Origin of the sequence: Dactylosporangium sp. CA-152071 (genome assembly GCF_050936335.1) — a bacterium.
Taxonomy (GTDB): domain Bacteria; phylum Actinomycetota; class Actinomycetes; order Mycobacteriales; family Micromonosporaceae; genus Dactylosporangium; species Dactylosporangium maewongense.
In genome coordinates this window covers 4,807,048-4,822,406 of record NZ_JBNJMZ010000001.1, presented here as the reverse complement: position 1 = coordinate 4,822,406, position 15,359 = coordinate 4,807,048, and the positions used below count along the sequence as shown (strand labels likewise).

The following is a 15,359-nucleotide window of genomic DNA, read 5'->3' as shown; positions in this document are numbered from 1 at the left end:
GATGGTGGACGATGCGCTCGCCGCCGCGGTGGCCAGGCTGTACTCGGCGCCGCCGGAGGATTTCGTCGCGATCCGGTCCGAGGAGGTCGCGAAGGCCCGCAAGGCGCGCGACACCCGCCTGGCGAAGGAGATCGGGGCGCTGCGCAAGCCGACCGTCGCCGCGTGGCTGGTCAACCTGCTCGCCCACGAGCGGCCCGACCTGGTCGAGGAGCTGCTGGAGCTGGGCGGGCAGCTCCGCGAGGCCCAGCGTGACCTGCGCGGCGCCGAGCTGCGCGAGCTGTCCACCCGCCGCCGGGCGACCGTCAGCGCCCTCGCCAAGCAGGCCGCGCAGCTCGCCGGCCGCGGCGAAGCGGCCCTGGCCGAGGTGGAGGGCACCCTCGCGGCAGCGCTCGCCGATGCGGCCGCCGCTGCGTCGGTACAGGAGGGACGGCTGACGAAGTCGCTCGAATACACGGGATTCGGGGAGACCCCGCGACCGCAGCTGCGACTGGTCCAGGGCGGCGACGAGCAGCCCGGCCTGAGCACCGTCACCGCGAAACGGTCCACGCCGACGCAGGACGACCGGGAGCAGCGCGCCGAGGCGCGGCGGCGGGAGGAGGAGCGGCGCCGCGCCGAGGAGGAGCACGCCCGGGTCGTCAAGCAGGCCCGCCGCGAGCTGATGACGGCGCTGCAGCAGCTGACCGACGCGGAGACCGCGAAGTCGGAGGCGGAGCGCGCGGTCGCCGCAGCGGAGAAAGCCATCAAATCAGCCGAGAAGCGGGTGAAACTCGCACAGGACGCCCTCGCGGGCCTGTCCTGAACGCGACCCGACGCATCGCCACGAACGAGTGGCTACTCTGTGATCCACCCGAGCGGGCAGAATGAGCCGGGTGACTCCCGAGCAGGCGGCAGCGGCGGCGAAGCAGGCCGTCCTGATGCTGGGCGGCGCCTTCAGCGACGACCCCAAGACCATGCGCCGGGCTCGGCAGATCGGGCTCACCGGCTGGGCGTTCTACGTCGCCGGACGCGGCGGCGCCCTCGGCGACGTGCGGGCCGACACGGTCGCCGCGGCGCTCGGCTTCATCGCGCCCGACGCGGTGCAGGACGGCTGGGACGCGGCCCGCAAGGTCGCCCCGCCCGAGCAGATCGCCGCGGACAACCTCGACGAGTGCTGCCGGTGGGGCCGCGAGCACCTGGAGAGCTTCTACGCGCTGCCGAAGCTGGTCGAGCTCGCCGAGCGGGTCGTCGTCAGCGCCGAGACGGCGGGCATGCCGCTGTTCGCGGCGTGGCGGGCGATGCCGCTGCCCGACGACTCGCCCGGCGCCCGCGCCGCCGTCCTGGCGCACCTGCTGCGCGAGCACCGCGGCGCGGCGCACCTCCTCGCGATCCGCGCCAGCGGGCTGAGCCCCCTGGAGGCGATCATCGCCGGGCCGGAGGGCGAGTCGGGCGCGACGGCGTTCGGCTGGCAGCCGCCGTTCCCGCCGTTCGAGCCGCTGGTGCGCCGCCGCAGCTGGGCCGAGGCCCTCACCGACCGGATCGCCGGCGAGGCGTTCCGCGCGCTCGCACCCACGGAGCGCATCGAACTGGTCAACCTGCTCGACGCGGCGGTGACCACCGTCCGGGAGGCGACACCCGTATGACCGCACTGCCAGGACTCGACGGCTGGACCGTGCGCGGCTGCACGCTGCGCGACGTGCCGGCGATCCTCGCGATCACCCGCGCCGGCGACATCGCCGCGCTCGGCGAGCCGGACTGGTCCGAGGACGAGATCGTGGAGACGCTCACGGCCCCCGCGGAGGACCCCGCGGTCGACACGTGGCTCGCCGCCGGGCCCGACGGCGAGCCGGTCGCCTGGGCCTATGTCGACAACCCGCAGCGCGGCCCGCGCGACAACGTGGAGCTCTACGGCTGGCCCGGCCGCGGTGAGCCCGCCTACGGCCCGCTGCTGGAGCTCGCCCTGGTCCGGGCCGCCGAACGCGCTAGCCGCAACGGCTTCGAGCGGGGTGTGCTGCGCGCCGGGACGCTCGCCTCGGAGACGGCGCTGGTGGCGGTACTGGAGGCGCACGGCTTCTCGTTCGTCAAACGCCACGCGCGCATGACCCGCCCGCTCAGCGGCGACGAGCGGGCTCCCGAAGGGTTCGACATCCGGCCGGTGCACCCCGACGAGCTGCCGCGCTTCCACGAGGTGCTCGAGTCCGCGTTCGCCGACACGCCCGACTTCCAGCCGACGGCCTACGCGGACTGGCGGACGGCGCTCGACAGCCTGCCGTCGATCAGCTGGGACGAGTGGTTCGTGGCCCTCGCCGGCGGCGAGATCGTGGGCGTGCTCCAGTCCGCCGACCAGGCCCTCGAGCGCGGCGAGGGCTGGGTCAAGAACCTGGCCGTGCTGCGCGGGCACCGCAAGACCGGCATCGGCGGCGCGCTGCTGCGCACCGCCTTCGCGGCCTACGCGGCGAAGGGGCGGGCCACCGCCGGGCTCGGCGTCGACCTGACCAACCCGACAGGCGCCTACCACCTCTACACCGGGGTCGGCATGAGGGTGGTCTTCGCCGCGGACGTCTACGAGCGGGCGCTCCTCCTGTAAGCCGGTCTAGGGCATCGCGGTCTTGGTGGGGCGGGCCCGCAGCGCTTCGAGGTAGTCCGCGGGCGCGCCGGCCTTCGCGGCCGCGTTGGCGATCTCCGCGAGATACCACGCGGTCGGCAGGCCGCCCTCGTACCCGTTGAAGACGTACACCCACGCGGTCGCGTCGCCGTCGAGCGTGGCGACCCGCAGGTGCAGCTTCTGGTACGTGCCGGCGAGCTGCCCCTCGACCTCGTCGAGCTGCTTCTCGTCGTTGGGGTGGACGTCGTAGAGCGCGACGAAGACCCGGTCGCCGGGCGACTCGACGATCGTGGTGACCGAGCCCTCCCAGCCGAGGACATCCTCACCGGCGAACGTCAGCCGCCAGCCTTCCAGCCAGCCGGTGCCGATCATCGGCGAATACGGACAGTAGGCCCGCATGCGGGCTGGGTCCAGGTTCGAGCCATACGCGGCGTAATGACGCACGGCGATGACGATAAACCCGCTGGGGTGCGGGAGAGAATACTGCAGAGCGTGTCGGATTCGGATCCACTCGTCGGCGCGTTGCGGCCGTTCGGCTGGGTCGCTGCTCAGTGGCGTATGCCGCCGGGCGACAATGTGCGGCAGGAGTCGGGGAAGGGGTGGCGTTCGTGGGCCGGATCGTGATCATCGGAGGGGGCCCGGCGGGCTACGAGGCGGCCCTGGTCGCCGCGCAGCTCGGCGCCGAGGTCACCGTGATCGAGGCCGAAGGTGCTGGTGGCGCGTGCGTGCTGCACGACTGCGTGCCGTCCAAGACGTTCATCGCCAGCTCCAGCGTGGTCACCGCGCACCTGGACACCGAGGAGTTCGGGGTCATGGGGCCGCCCGGCGACGACGTGCGCGTGGACGGCCCGGCGGTGCACCGGCGGGTCAAGCGGCTGGCCGCGGCGCAGTCCAGCGACATCCACTCGAAGCTCGTCAAGGCCGGTGTCGAGTTCGTCACGGGCACTGCCCGCCTCGGTGAGGACACGCTGGGTCACACCCATGCGGTGCAGATCACACCCACGGGCAGTGACGCTCCGTATGTGATCGCGGCCTCAACGGTACTGCTGGCGTCCGGCGCGACCCCGCGGGTGCTGCCGACCGCGACGCCGGACGGCGAGCGCATCCTCGACTGGCGCCAGGTCTACGACCTGCCCCAGCTGCCCGAGCACCTGATCGTCGTCGGCTCGGGCGTGACCGGCGCGGAGTTCGCGTCGGCGTATCTGGCGATGGGCATCGACGTGACCCTCGTCTCCAGCCGCGACCGGGTCATGCCGCACGAGGACCCCGACGCCGCGATGGCGATCGAGCGGGTGTTCCGCGCCCGGGGCATGACGATCCTCAACAACTCCCGCGCCGCGGCCGCCCGCCGGGTCGACGGCGGCGTCGTGGTCGAGCTCGCCGACGGCCGTTCGGTCGAGGGTTCGCACGTCCTGATGGCGGTCGGCTCGGTGCCGCAGACGGCCGCGCTCGGTCTGACGGAGTACGGCGTCGAGGTCGCTCCCGGCGGCTATGTCACCGTCGACCGGGTCTCCCGCACCAACGTGCCGGGCATCTACGCGGCCGGCGACTGCACCGGGCTGCTGCCCCTGGCCAGCGTCGCCGCCATGCAGGGCCGGATCGCGATGTGGCACGCCCTCGGCGAGGCGGTCGCCCCGCTGAAGCTGCGCACCGTCGCCGCCAACGTGTTCACCGACCCGGAGCTCGCCTCCGTCGGCATCACCCAGTCCGACATCGACAGCGGCCGGGTCCCGGCCCGCTCGGTCATGCTGCCCCTGGCCGGCAACGCCCGGGCCAAGATGGACGGCCTCGACGACGGGTTCGTGAAGATCTTCTGCCGCCCCGCGTCGGGCCTCGTCGTCGGCGGCGTCGTCGTCGCCCCCAAGGCCAGCGAGCTGATCATGCCGATCGCCATGGCGGTGGAGAACCATCTGAGCGTCGACCAGCTCGCCCACACCATCACGATCTACCCGTCGATCTCCGGCTCCGTCGCCGAGGCCGCCCGCCAGCTCATGCTCCACGCCTCGGACTGACCCCGTCTCCCCATGATCCGGAAGACAAATCGTCGCCCTGACGACAACAACTCTTCCGGATCACTCTGGGTCAGGGCAGTTCCCGATAGATGTCGCGGGCGTAGTCGACCACCGCGGCCTTCTTGACGGTGGCCTCGATCGGGAGGACCTCCAGGCAGCGGCGCAGCGCGTCGGTGAGGATCGGGCGGGGCACCCGCATGGAGACGGTGCAGTGCGGGACCCACTCGCCGGGGTCGTACAGGGGCAGCCCCTCGATCCCGGCGCCGGTGAGGTGGCGCCAGACCTCGGCCTGGTGCCGCATCAGGTCCGGGGTCGGCGCCAGGCCCAGGAACACGACCCGCCCGACGAACACCCCGGCGAACTGGAAGTTCAGGCGCAGCGGCGCCGCGACGCGCACCGGCTTGAGCGCCTCGACGACCGCGTCGGGGTCGAGCGCCCGGGCGCTGATCAGCGAAACGTGCGGCCGGTGCTTGCCGTCGTGCGGCGTCCGCAGCGTCTGTACGCCGAGATCCTCCAGCAGGTCCCACAGGACGCGGATGCGGCGGGTCGCGCGCTCGTCGAGGTGCAGCTCCAGGGCGGCGACCATCAGCGGGTCCTCTGGCAGACCCGGCACCAGTACGCGTTGCGGGCGTTGACCTCCGCCGTCTGCACGGGCGTGCCGCAGACGAGGCAGGGCTGGTTCGTCCGGCGGTACACGTAGACCTCGCCGCCGTGCCGGTCGACGCGCGGGGCACGGCCCATCGCCTCGGGCAGGTGGATGCTGTGGACGGTGTCGATGCGGCCGTCCTCGACGCCGGTGCGCATCAGGGTCCGCAGGTCCTGCCAGATCGCGTCCCACCGCGGGCGGGTCAGCCGCCGGCCGGCGACCGTCGGGCGCAGGCCGGCCCGGAAGAGGGCCTCGGTCACGTAGATCAGCCCGGCGCCGGCCACGATCGACTGGTCCATGAGCAGCGCCATGAGCGGCCGGTCCGACTTCTTGATGGCCTTGAACGCCTTGACGCCGCCGTCGTCCTCCTCGGCGAGCGGGTCGGGGCCGAGACGGGCGTGCAGGGCGTCGACCTGGAGGGGGTCGAGCAGCTCGCAGGCCGTCGGGCCGCGCAGGTCGAGCCAGTGCTCGCCGTTCGCCATCCGCAGCCGCACCTCACCGACCGCGGGCGGGGGGTCGCCGTCACCGTCGGTGAACTTGCCGTACAGGCCCAGGTGGACGTGCAGCGTGATGTCGCCCTCGTACTGGTGGAGCAGGTGCTTGCCGTGCGCCGCCGTGTCGAGCAGCACCCGCCCGTCGACCTGGGCGGCGCCGGCGGCGAACCGGCCCTGCGGGCTGCTGACGGCGACGGGCCGGCCCGCGAACAGCTTGCGGTGCCGCTCGGCGAGACGGTGGATGGTGTGACCTTCAGGCACCGCACGTTTATACCCGTCGCGCCCTCCGAACGGCGCGCTATTCTTCCGGGCATGAGTCACAGCGCACTGTTCACGACGACGCCGGGCCTTCCCCGGCGGCGCTGACACTCACCTGTTCTCAGCAAAGCTCCGGGGCGCCCGCGCTCCGGAGCTTTTTCGTGCGCGGCGCCCCCTTGTCGCATCAAGGGAGTCAAGACCATGCAGGACCATCGCAAGCTCGGCCGCGACCTCGAGCTCTTCCACTCCGACCCGCTCGTCGGCGCGGGGCTGCCGCTGTGGCTGCCCGCCGGCGCCGCCGCCCGCCGCGCCGTCGAGGACTACCTCCACGCCCTGGAACGCCGCAACGGCTACCAGCACGTCTACTCGCCGCCCCTGGCCAAGCAGGAGATGTACCTCAGATCGGGGCACCTGCCGCACTTCGCCGACGACATGTTCCCGCCGATGGCGCTCAGCGAGCACGACGCGTTCGTGCTGCGGCCGAGCCTCTGCCCGCACCACGCGGCGGTGTTCGGGGCGCGCGGCCGCTCCTACCGGGAGCTGCCGCTGCGCATCGGTGAGATCGGCGGGCAGTACCGCGCGGAACGCTCCGGCGTCCTCGGCGGGCTGTCGCGCGTGCGGGCGATCTCCCTCAACGACGGGCACGTCTTCTGCGCCGAGGAGCAGGTGCGCGACGAGGTCGTCGAGGCGCTGCGGCTCATGCGGGTGGCGCACGCCGCGCTCGGCTTCGAGCCGTCGTCGTTCCGGCTGTCGCTGCGCGGCGAGGGCGGGAAGTATGTCGATGACCCCGAGATGTGGGCGGCGGCGTCGTCGGTACTGCGGGAAGCGCTGGACATCGCAGGCGTCTCCTACGTGGAGGCACCCGGCGAGGCGGCCTTCTACGGGCCGAAGATCGACGTCCAGCTGGTGGACCACGCCGGGCGGGAGAGCACCCTCGCGACCGTGCAGGTCGACTACTTCCAGCCGGCCCGCTTCGACCTGTCCTACGTGGACGCCGGCGGTGAGCGGCGGCGCCCCGTGATGGTGCACCGCAGCGTGGCGGGCAGCATGGAGCGGCTCTTCGCGCACCTGATCGAGGTGCACGACGGGGCGTTCCCCGCCTGGTTCGCACCGCTGCAGGTCGCCGTCCTCCCCGTCGCCGACGCGCAGGCCGGCGGCGACTTCGTGCGCGCCTGCCGGGCCGCCGACCTGCGGGTCGAGGAGTGGCACGCGGGCAGCCTGGGCGCGCGGATCCGGCAGGCGGCGGCGCGGAAGGTGCCGTTCGTCGCGGTCGTGGGGGAGCGGGAGGCGGCCGGCGGCTCGGTCTCGCTGCGCCCGCGGGACTCCGGGCCGCTGTCGGGGGTGCTGCCGATCGCCGCGGCCGTCGCGAGCCTGTCGGAGGTGTGTGCCGCGCCATAGGCGGGGGTTCATAAACAGTCGGACGGGGGCGGTGCGTCAGTCCCGGTGTGCGGATCTTCCCGACCATCGTGACGCTCGCCCTCGTGGCCGGCTGCTCGTCCACGCCGTCCTTCTCGGCGTCGGCCGCCTCGCCCGCCCCGTCGATCGTGTCCTCGCCACCGTCCCCGCCACCGTCGTCGCCGTCGGCGGCACCGTCGTCGCGGGGACCGGCCACGACCGACGTGCCGGTGATCCGGTTCCCTGTCGACGGCGGCGGCACGTTCGGCTTCGCCACCGCCGGCGGGCGCGCCATCGGGACGAAGGGCAGGCTGCTGACCTACCGGATCGGGGTGGAGCACGGCATCACCGGCGTCGACGCGGCCACGTTCGGCGATGCCGTCGAGCTGATCTTCACCGACCCGCGCAGCTGGCCCGGCACCGGCAACTGGCGGCTGCGCCGGGCCGGGCAGGGCGAGGCGTTCGACTTCACCATCTACCTCGCCACCCCCGCGACCCGCGACGTGCTGTGCGGTGGCGGCTACGACCGGTACACCTCCTGCAGGAACGGCAACACCGTCGTCGTCAACGTGGCCCGCTGGGCCCGCGGCATCCCCGGCTACGGCGCCGACCTCACCGCCTACCGGGCCTACGTCGTCAACCACGAGACCGGCCACCGCCTCGGCCGCGGCCACGAGCTGTGCCCCGGCCCGGCCCGGCCCGCCCCCGTCATGCAGCAGCAGACCCTCGGCCTGCACGGCTGCGTAGCCAACCCGTGGCCGATCGTCGACGGCCGGCCCTACGCCGGGCGCTCCGGGCAGTACGACGACCCAACTCCGTCGGAACAGCCATAAACGCCCGACCCCACCGGCAACGTCAAGGAAGACGTGCAGGACTTCGACGAATTCGTGACGGTGCGCAGCGCGGCGCTGCTCCGGTTCGCGTACCTGCTGACCGGCGACCGGCACCTGGCCGAGGACCTGACCCAGGAGGCGCTCGTCCGGGCGCACCGCCGCTGGCACGCGATCACCGGCGACGAAGGCCCCGAGCCCTACGTCCGCCGGGCGGTCCTGCGGCAGTACCTGTCGTGGCGGCGCCGCCGCGCGAGCACCGAACGGCCGGTCGCCGACCCGCCCGACGGCGCGCCGCCCGGCTCCTCGCCCGACGCGCTCGCCGACCAGGTCGTCGACGCGGACGAGATGTGGACGGCGTTGAACGCGCTGCCCCGCTCCCAGCGCGCCGTCGTCGTCCTGCGGTACTACGAGGATCTCCCCGACGCCGAGATCGCCAGGCTGCTGGGCTGCGCCCAGGCGACCGTCCGCGTCCACGCGTTCCACGCGCTGCACAAGCTCCGGTCAGCACTGACCCCCGTCCCACTCCGCAGAGGCGAGCCATGAACGACCTTTCCCCGCAGCGCGGTGCGGTGAGCGACGTCGAGCAGCGCGTCCGTGACCTGATGCACCGGCACGCCGCCGAGGCCCCGGCCGGGGCGGCGCTGCTCACGGTCGTCCGCGCGGAGAGCCGCCGGCGCGCGCGGCGGACCCGCGTCGTGGTCGGCGCGGTCGTCGCCGTGCTGGCCACCGTCGGGGTCACCGTGCCGCTGCGGCTCGCGGCCGCCCCGGTGGCGGTGGCCGCGCCGTCGGTGCTGGCCTCGTCGTCCGGCCCGCTGACGGTCACGTTCCCGCTCAGCCCGCCACCGTCGGGCACCGATCCCGAGGTACGCCTCGCCGCCGGACTCCCGACGCTCAGCCAGCCCCTGCCGGACGACGCCGCCACCGCCACGCTGACGGTCAGCCCGACCCGCCCACTCGCGACCGGGACCGAGCCGATCATGGTCCGCGGTGTCGTCGGGTACACCGCGGAGTCCGCCGACACGGGGACCTCCCTGATCTGGCAGGAGGCGCCCGGGCAGTGGTTCGAGCTGCGCGCGTCCCCCGCCGTGCCGGTCGACCGGCTCGCCGGGTTCGCCAAGGGCCTCCTGCCGCAGCCGGTGAGCGTGCCGGCGCCGTTCACGTTCGCGCTGGTCCCCGACGGGTACACGGTCGACAACATCAGCCCGGCCGCCGTCACCTTCTGCCCGCCGGACGTCACCGCCGACGAGACCTTCGTCGGCAAGCTCACCGTGATGCTGGGCGTGACCGGCGAGCTGTCCACGGGCCGCGCGGTCGACGTCGCGGGCCGCCCCGGCATCCTGACCGACCCGGTCGAGGGCTTCTTCTCGCTGCAGGTCGACCTCGGCGACGGCCGGCTGCTCGTGATCCAGTCCGCGACGCCCGTACCGCTGCCGGAGCCCGACCTGATCCGCTTCGCGGCGGGTATCACCGTCAACCCCAACGCCACTCCCGGGCAGGGCTGAGGGGGTGGTTCCCAGTAGATCCACCCTAAACCGTACATATGTGCATACGATTCATATGTGCTGGTTGTAACGACTGAGGGTTTACCGGGGTACGAGATCACGACCGTGCTCGGCGAGGTGCTCGGGGTGTGCGCGACGTCGCGGAACCCGTTCGCCGCGGGGCTACGCTCGACCGAGGGCGGCCCGGGCCTCGACATGTCCCAGTTCCTCGTGCAGACCCGTGCGCGCGCCGTCGGCCAGATGGTCCACGTCGCCGAGCAGCGCGGCGCCAACGCCGTCGTCGGCATGCGCTTCGACCACCGCGACTTCACCAACACCTGGGCCGAACTCTGCGCCTACGGCACCGCCGTCGTCGCCGTCCCCCTCCACGCCAGCACAGGCGCCCACGCCGCACCGTAATTCCCCACTGTGCTTCCGCCCAACCGCTGCCGCGGCAGGTCCCGGCGGGGATTCCCACCCGCAGCCCCAATGCGCCGCTCCGCGCCGCACTGCCCGCGCCGAGACGCGAGCCAGGCCAAGCGACGCATCCGCGCCGCATCCGGTGGCCACCCCCAGGCCTACGTCCAGCAGCGCGGCGCCCGTCCCGTGATCCAAGGACGGTCCCGGTCGTGCGGGTGGCCACATCCGTCCGTCGATCATGCCGGTAGTTGATCCGCCGTGTCGGGTCGGTGGCGATGGAGGTTTGGTCCCGGGGCTTGCCGGATTCGCCGGCGCCTCCCGTCGTGATCCAAGGATGGTTCTGGTCGTGCGGGTGGCCGGATCCGTCCTTGGATCATCCGTCGGGGAGGTGCGTCCGTGCGGGGAGTGGTGGTCGGGGCTGCTTGAGTGGACGACCGCGGTGTGCCGCCGCGTCCAGCGGTGCGGTGTTCGCGGTCATGGCCCAGAGGGAGTTGCGGTGTGCCCGATAGTGCGGGAATTCCGGTGATTGATCCGCTTCGTCCGGTCGGCGGTGACGGAGGTTCGCCCTGGGGCTGCCAGGGTTGCCGGCGCCTTCCCCTGATCCAAGGACGGTTCCGGTCGTGCGGGTGACTGGATCCGTCCGTCGATCATGCTGGTGGTGGCCCCAGCGAACAGGGGCTCACCAGGCCAGATCCGCCTTAGAGCTTCCGCCCCGGGGAGATTGGTCATGGGGGCCGCCGAACGGGGCCCGCAGGGCCGGAGGTGGTTGCGGCATTGTCGCGCCGGTGGGGACGCGAGCGCGCCGCCGGAACCGCGGGGCTTGTGTGGCGGTGCCGGGGGTGGAGTGGAGCGGCCGCGTGGTGGTGGAGGCGGCTACTTCAGGGTGGCGATGACGGCGCCGGCGGAGACGACCTCGCCGACGGTGGCTGCGAGGTCGGTGACGACGCCCGACTTGTGGGCGTTGAGGGGTTGCTCCATCTTCATCGCCTCCAGGACGACGATCAGGTCACCCTCGGCGACCGTGTCGCCCTCGGCCACGGCGATCTTCACGATCGTGCCCTGCATGGGGCTGGTGAGGGCGTCGCCGCTCGCGGCGCCCGACTGCTTCTTCGTGCCCGAGCGGCGGCGCGGGGCCGGCGAGCCGGCGGTGGCGACGGCGGGGCCGGTGCCGAAGCCCGCGGGCAGCGACACCTCCAGCCGCTTCCCACCGACCTCCACGACCACCGTCGAGCGCTCCTCGGCGGCGGGCAGGTCGCCGGAGGGGGCGGTGAACGGCGGCACCGTGTTGACCCACTCGGTCTCGATCCAGCGGGTGTGCACCCGGAAGGGAGACTCGGTGAAGGCCTCGTCACGCAGGACGGCGCGGTGGAAGGGCAGGGCGGTGGCCATGCCTTCGACGACCATCTCGTCCAGGGCGCGGCGGGCGCGCTCCAGGGCCTGCTCGCGGGTCTCGCCGGTGATGATGACCTTGGCGAGGAGGGAGTCGAAGTTGCCGCCGATGACGCTGCCGGACTCGATGCCGGTGTCGACGCGGACGCCGGGGCCGGTGGGCAGGCGCAGGGTGGTGACGGTGCCGGGGGCGGGCAGGAAGCCGCGGCCCGGGTCCTCGCCGTTGATGCGGAACTCGATGGAGTGGCCGCGCGGGGCGGGGTCCTCGTCGAAGCGGAGCTTCTCGCCGTCGGCGACCCGGAACTGCTCGCGGACCAGGTCGATGCCGGCGGTCTCCTCGCTGACCGGGTGCTCGACCTGGAGGCGGGTGTTGACCTCGAGGAAGGAGATGGTGCCGTCGTTGCCGACGAGATACTCGACGGTGCCGGCGCCGTGGTAGCCCGCCTCGCGGCAGATCGCCTTCGCCGACTCGTGGATCTGGGCGCGCTGGGCGTCGGTGAGGAACGGCGCGGGCGCCTCCTCGACGAGCTTCTGGTGGCGGCGCTGCAGGGAGCAGTCGCGGGTGCCGACGACGATCACGTTGCCGTGCTGGTCGGCGAGGACCTGGGCCTCGACGTGGCGGGGCTGGTCCAGATAGCGCTCGACGAAGCACTCGCCCCGCCCGAAGGCGGCGACCGCCTCGCGGGTCGCGGACTCGAAGAGCGCCGGGATCTCCTCCAGCGTGCGGGCGACCTTCAGGCCGCGGCCGCCGCCGCCGAAGGCGGCCTTGATGGCGACGGGCAGGCCGTGCTCGCGGGCGAACGCGACGATCTCGTCGGCGTCGCGGGCGGGCTCGGCGGTGCCGGGGACGAGGGGCGCGCCGGCGCGCTGGGCGATGTGCCGGGCGGTGACCTTGTCGCCGAGGTCGCGGATCGCCTGCGGGGTCGGGCCGATCCAGGTCAGCCCGGCGTCGATGACGGCCTGGGCGAAGTCCGCGTTCTCGGACAGGAACCCGTAGCCGGGGTGGACGGCGTCGGCGCCTGCGGTGAGGGCGACCTCGACGACCTTCTCGATGCGCAGGTAGGACGCGCCCGGGGTGTCGCCGCCGAGGGCATAGGCCTCGTCGGCGAGGCGGGTGTGCAGCGCGTCGCGGTCGGAGTCCGCATAGATCGCGACACTGGCCAGACCAGCGTCGCGGCAGGCGCGGATGACGCGGACGGCGATCTCGCCCCGGTTGGCAATCAGAACCTTGCGCACGCTGAACGCTCCCTTGGGTAACCCTCAGCCGCAGTCTAAGCGACCTGTACGACAAGTCCCGCTGCCAACAATGTCATAGTCAAACCGACCCTATTAAGATTATGTCGTGTCTACTACGCGTTTGATGATCATGGGACTGATCTCCTACCTGCAGCCCGTCCACGGTTACGACATCCGCAAGGAGCTGACCAGCTGGAACGTGGAGAGCTGGGCCAATGTCCAGCCGGGATCGATCTATCACGCGTTGCGCAAGCTGGCCGAGGAAGGCCTGCTCGAGCCGGTCGACACCGAGCAGGTGGACGGGCGTCCGGCCCGCACGAGGTACCAGCTGACCAAGGCCGGCGAGGTCGAGTATCAGGCCATGCTGCGCCGGTACTGGTGGGAGTACTCGGAGCCGGTCGACCCCTTCCAGGCCGCCTTCGCCTTCCTGCCGTCGCTGCCGCGCCCCGAGGCGGTCGGCGCGCTGCGGGCCCGGGCACGGCTCCTCAACGACTGGGTTGCAACCTATCGCGACAGCATCGACGAGTGGATCGCCGACAAGCCGCCGCACGTGGGCTGGCAGCTGGAGCTCACGGCGGTGCGCGCCGAGGCGGAGGCCCGCTGGTGCCAGGACGTGGCCGCGCGGGTCGAGGCCGGCGAGGGTGGGCACTTCAACGAGGGTGGGCAGAGCCCCGACGCCTGGCGCGCGGCGATCCGTGAGCAGTTCGGAGACCCGCAGGACGACGAGGACGAGGTTTAAAACGCGATATATAACGCGCTTGACTAGTAGTTTATATCGCGTTAGGTTGACCCGCGTAGCACACAGACGACAGGGGAGACCGTCATGATCGAGACGAAGGGTCTGCGGAAGTCGTACCGCTCACGGGCCGGTCGGGAGACCAAGGTCGTCGAGGCGGTCCGGGGGGTCGACCTCTCCGTCCGGGAGGGGGAGATCTACGGGTTCCTCGGCCCCAACGGCGCGGGCAAGACCACGACGCTGCGGATGCTGGCCACGCTCATCACGCCCGACGGCGGCGAGGCGGTCATCGCCGGCGCCGACCTGCTCAAGCACCCGGGCGAGGTGCGCCGCCGGATCGGTTACGTCGCCCAGGGCGGCAGCACCTGGGACGAGAGCACCGCGCGCGAGGAGCTGGTCCTGCAGGCCCGCTTCTACGGCATCCACAAGGCCGAGGCGCTCGAGCGGGCCGACAAGGCCCTCGCGGCGTTCCAGCTCACCGAGTACGCCGACCGCAAGACCAAGACCTACTCCGGCGGCCAGCGCCGGCGGGTCGACATCGCGCTCGGCATCATCCACGGGCCGAAGGTCGTCTTCCTCGACGAGCCGACCACCGGCCTCGACCCGCAGAGCCGTGCCCACATGTGGGACGAGGTGCGCCGCCTGCGCGCCGAGGGCATGACGGTCTTCATCACCACCCACTACCTCGACGAGGCCGACGCGCTCTGCGACCGGATCGCGATCATGGACCACGGCGAGATCGTCACCGAGGGCACGGTCGACGCGCTCAAGCGCGAGGTCGCCGGCGACGTCGTGACCGTCGGCACCGCCGGAGCATCCGCTGAAACGGCGATCGCGCTGCTCAGGAACCAGGACTACGTCCGCAAGCTCGAAGAACACGCCAAGAACGAGCTCCGGCTGTACGTGGACGAGGGCGCCGTCGCGATCCCGCACATCCTCCGCGTGCTCGACCACGCCGGCGTGCAGCTCACCCAGATGGAGCTGCACCGACCCAGCCTCGACGACGTCTTCCTCACCAAGACCGGCCGTTCACTTCGGGAAAGCTGAGTAGCGATGAAATTCCTCCGCGACACCTGGCTCGTCTTCGCCCGCCAGATGCAGCTCATGCTCCGCCAGCCGGTGTGGCTGATCGTCGGGGTCATCCAGCCGCTCTTCTACCTCCTGCTCTTCGCGCCGCTGCTGAAGCCGGCGCTCGGCGTGAAGACCAACGCCGAGGCGTACGAGCTGTTCGTGCCGGGCCTGCTGGTGCTGCTGGCCATGTTCGGCTCGCTGTTCACCGGCTTCGGGCTGATCGCCGAGCTGCGCGCCGGCGTCATCGAGCGGAGCCGGGTCACCCCGGTCAGCCGCCTGGCGCTGCTGGTCGGCCGCTCGCTGCGCGACGTCGTGTCGCTGCTGTTCCAGGCGGCGCTCATCGTCATCGTCGCGGTCGGGTTCGGCCTGAGCGTCGGCGTCCTGGACGTGCTCGCCGCGTTCGCGCTGATGGCGGTCATCTCGCTGATGCTGTCGGCGTTCTCCTACGCGATCTCGCTGAAGCTGCGCAGCGAGGACGCCCTCGCGCCGCTGCTGAACACGATCTCGCAGCCGCTGCTGCTGACCGCCGGCATCCTGCTGCCGCTCACGTTCGCCCCGGCGTGGCTCAAGCGCGTCGCCGACTGGAACCCGTTCTCGTGGGCCACCGACGGCGTCCGGGCACTCTTCGCCGGCAACCCCGGCGCCGACTCGGTCTGGCAGGCGGGCGTCGTCATCGGCGGCCTGACCCTGATCACCGTGGTCTGGGCCTCCCGCGCCTTCGCCAGGGGCGTCCGTTAGGCCAGTCAACTTTACCGGTAACGACAATCACCGTCACGGCCCCTTCCACCACGGGAGGGGCCGTGACAC

16 protein-coding genes are annotated in these 15,359 nt (G+C 72.3%); 12 read left to right on the top strand and 4 right to left on the bottom strand.

The features are described 5' to 3' along the window. The first annotated feature begins 4 nt into the window (after positions 1-4). From ACQEVZ_RS21605 to ACQEVZ_RS21595, 3 genes are all read left to right on the top strand, one after another. On the top strand, positions 5-799 hold the full coding sequence (locus ACQEVZ_RS21605) for a TolC family protein (RefSeq protein ID WP_433369242.1): 795 nt from the start codon (positions 5-7) through the stop codon (positions 797-799). Positions 800-869: 70 nt separating this feature from the next. Further along, positions 870-1,619, top strand: a complete 750-nt coding sequence (locus tag ACQEVZ_RS21600) for an SCO6745 family protein (protein WP_360568486.1) — start codon at positions 870-872, stop codon at positions 1,617-1,619. Then, a complete protein-coding gene (locus ACQEVZ_RS21595) occupies positions 1,616-2,563 on the top strand; it encodes a GNAT family N-acetyltransferase (protein WP_433369239.1) in 948 nt (315 codons plus the stop codon). The genes ACQEVZ_RS21600 and ACQEVZ_RS21595 overlap by 4 nt, the downstream gene beginning before the upstream one ends. Positions 2,564-2,569: 6 nt before the next feature. On the opposite strand, the gene ACQEVZ_RS21590 is transcribed toward ACQEVZ_RS21595, so the two are convergent. Then, positions 2,570-3,025: a gamma-glutamylcyclotransferase family protein gene (locus ACQEVZ_RS21590; RefSeq protein ID WP_344503816.1), complete on the bottom strand. Its 456-nt coding sequence runs from the start codon at positions 3,023-3,025 to the stop codon at positions 2,570-2,572. Between the two features lie 107 nt (positions 3,026-3,132). Here ACQEVZ_RS21590 and ACQEVZ_RS21585 point away from each other — a divergent pair, with 107 nt between their 5' ends. Continuing rightward, positions 3,133-4,593, top strand: coding sequence for an NAD(P)H-quinone dehydrogenase (locus tag ACQEVZ_RS21585; protein WP_433369236.1), 1,461 nt, complete (start codon positions 3,133-3,135; stop codon positions 4,591-4,593). Between the two features lie 70 nt (positions 4,594-4,663). On the opposite strand, the gene ACQEVZ_RS21580 is transcribed toward ACQEVZ_RS21585, so the two are convergent. Beyond that, a complete protein-coding gene (locus tag ACQEVZ_RS21580; RefSeq protein WP_433369233.1) occupies positions 4,664-5,179 on the bottom strand; it encodes a 2'-5' RNA ligase family protein in 516 nt (171 codons plus the stop codon). Continuing rightward, positions 5,179-5,994, bottom strand: coding sequence for an Fpg/Nei family DNA glycosylase (locus ACQEVZ_RS21575; protein ID WP_433369231.1), 816 nt, complete (start codon positions 5,992-5,994; stop codon positions 5,179-5,181). Before ACQEVZ_RS21575 ends, ACQEVZ_RS21580 begins: the two co-directional genes overlap by 1 nt. A gap of 198 nt (positions 5,995-6,192) precedes the next feature. Here ACQEVZ_RS21575 and thrS point away from each other — a divergent pair, with 198 nt between their 5' ends. From thrS to ACQEVZ_RS21550, 5 genes are read left to right on the top strand one after another with little or no spacing between them, the layout of a single operon-like run. Then, positions 6,193-7,389, top strand: a complete 1,197-nt coding sequence (thrS, locus tag ACQEVZ_RS21570) for a threonine--tRNA ligase (protein ID WP_433369228.1) — start codon at positions 6,193-6,195, stop codon at positions 7,387-7,389. Between the two features lie 47 nt (positions 7,390-7,436). After that, the gene (locus ACQEVZ_RS21565) at positions 7,437-8,219 is read left to right on the top strand and encodes a DUF3152 domain-containing protein (protein ID WP_433369225.1); all 783 of its coding nucleotides are present in this window, start codon (positions 7,437-7,439) and stop codon (positions 8,217-8,219) included. A gap of 33 nt (positions 8,220-8,252) precedes the next feature. Further along, entirely contained in the window at positions 8,253-8,762 is a 510-nt protein-coding gene (locus ACQEVZ_RS21560) for a SigE family RNA polymerase sigma factor (RefSeq protein WP_433369222.1), read from the top strand. After that, positions 8,759-9,721 (top strand): hypothetical protein, encoded by a 963-nt coding sequence (locus ACQEVZ_RS21555; protein WP_433369220.1) that lies wholly within the window; start codon positions 8,759-8,761, stop codon positions 9,719-9,721. The genes ACQEVZ_RS21560 and ACQEVZ_RS21555 overlap by 4 nt, the downstream gene beginning before the upstream one ends. A gap of 57 nt (positions 9,722-9,778) precedes the next feature. After that, on the top strand, positions 9,779-10,120 hold the full coding sequence (locus tag ACQEVZ_RS21550; protein WP_344503807.1) for a heavy metal-binding domain-containing protein: 342 nt from the start codon (positions 9,779-9,781) through the stop codon (positions 10,118-10,120). Between the two features lie 873 nt (positions 10,121-10,993). Here ACQEVZ_RS21550 and ACQEVZ_RS21545 read toward each other — a convergent pair. Next, on the bottom strand, positions 10,994-12,745 hold the full coding sequence (locus ACQEVZ_RS21545) for an acetyl/propionyl/methylcrotonyl-CoA carboxylase subunit alpha (protein ID WP_433369217.1): 1,752 nt from the start codon (positions 12,743-12,745) through the stop codon (positions 10,994-10,996). A 124-nt stretch (positions 12,746-12,869) separates the two neighbouring features. Between ACQEVZ_RS21545 and ACQEVZ_RS21540 the strand changes: the two genes are divergently transcribed. From ACQEVZ_RS21540 to ACQEVZ_RS21530, 3 genes are all read left to right on the top strand, one after another. Further along, on the top strand, positions 12,870-13,484 hold the full coding sequence (locus ACQEVZ_RS21540; RefSeq protein WP_433369214.1) for a PadR family transcriptional regulator: 615 nt from the start codon (positions 12,870-12,872) through the stop codon (positions 13,482-13,484). An 84-nt stretch (positions 13,485-13,568) separates the two neighbouring features. Next, entirely contained in the window at positions 13,569-14,528 is a 960-nt protein-coding gene (locus ACQEVZ_RS21535) for an ATP-binding cassette domain-containing protein (protein WP_344503804.1), read from the top strand. 6 nt (positions 14,529-14,534) lie between these two features. Next, entirely contained in the window at positions 14,535-15,290 is a 756-nt protein-coding gene (locus ACQEVZ_RS21530) for an ABC transporter permease (RefSeq protein WP_344503803.1), read from the top strand. The last annotated feature ends 69 nt before the right edge of the window (positions 15,291-15,359 follow it).